Origin of the sequence: Kitasatospora arboriphila (assembly GCF_039528095.1) — a bacterium.
GTDB classification, from domain to species: domain Bacteria; phylum Actinomycetota; class Actinomycetes; order Streptomycetales; family Streptomycetaceae; genus Kitasatospora; species Kitasatospora arboriphila.
This window is the reverse complement of sequence record NZ_BAAALD010000245.1, coordinates 1-808: the sequence shown is the minus strand read 5'-3', so window position 1 is coordinate 808 and position 808 is coordinate 1. Positions and strand designations below refer to the sequence as shown.

Annotated in this window: 1 protein-coding gene; it reads right to left on the bottom strand. The window is 66.6% G+C overall.

All coding sequences use genetic code 11. The features are described from left to right. Nucleotides 1–785 (bottom strand): WXG100-like domain-containing protein (locus ABD353_RS39740; protein WP_425555356.1); only part of this gene is annotated, 785 nt, incomplete at its 3' end. Between the last annotated feature and the right edge of the window lie 23 nt (nucleotides 786–808).

The window sequence follows — 808 nt, the reverse complement described above, 5'->3', positions numbered from 1 at the left end:
CCGCTCCCGTGCTCGCCGCCGCCCTCGTGGCCGCCGCTTTCGCCGTGTCCGGCCGCACGGTCAGCATGGTGCCGGGCGGCGCCGCCGGCCCGCGAGCCGAGCCCGTCGCGCAGCGACTCCCCGAACGTCTGCTTCCAGTTCTCCGCGGAGGACTTCCCCTCCTCCCAGCCCTTCTTCACCGTCCGGCCGACGTCATAACCGTCCTGCGCACCAAAACCCTGGTTCACCGTCTGCGCGATCAGATCCGAGATCATCGCCTGCACCGCAGACACGATCGGATCCTTCAACGTCTCCATGATCGCCTCGATCAGCGCCTCACGGAGCTCCTTCAACAACCGCCGCACGATCATCTTCGTCGCCTGCGTCGCCCCCAACGCACCGACCTCGGACAGACCGAACGTGAACGGCGCCGCCGCCTGCGCCGCAATGATCTCCGCAGCCAGAATCACCAACTGCGCGATCACCGCGATCTTCCCCGCGATCACGATCACCGCAGCAGCCTCGAACGCCGCCGCGATCAACCGCGCAGCCTGCGCCGCATCCGCGAGATACCCGTCCCCACCCGTCGAGAACTTGTCGAACGCCTTCCCGAACGCATCGACCGAATCACCCGCGTTCGCCGACCGCACACTGTTCGCCGCCGACAACGCCCGATAATTCAACTCATCGACCTGATCCGCGAAATCACGCCACACCTGGGCGCACTCACGCATCTTGTCCTCGTCCGCCTTCGGCCAGTCGAAGCCGAGCATCTCCAGGACCCACTCAAGGCCGTCCGGCAGCATCAGCGACACGAGTCAGTTCCCCC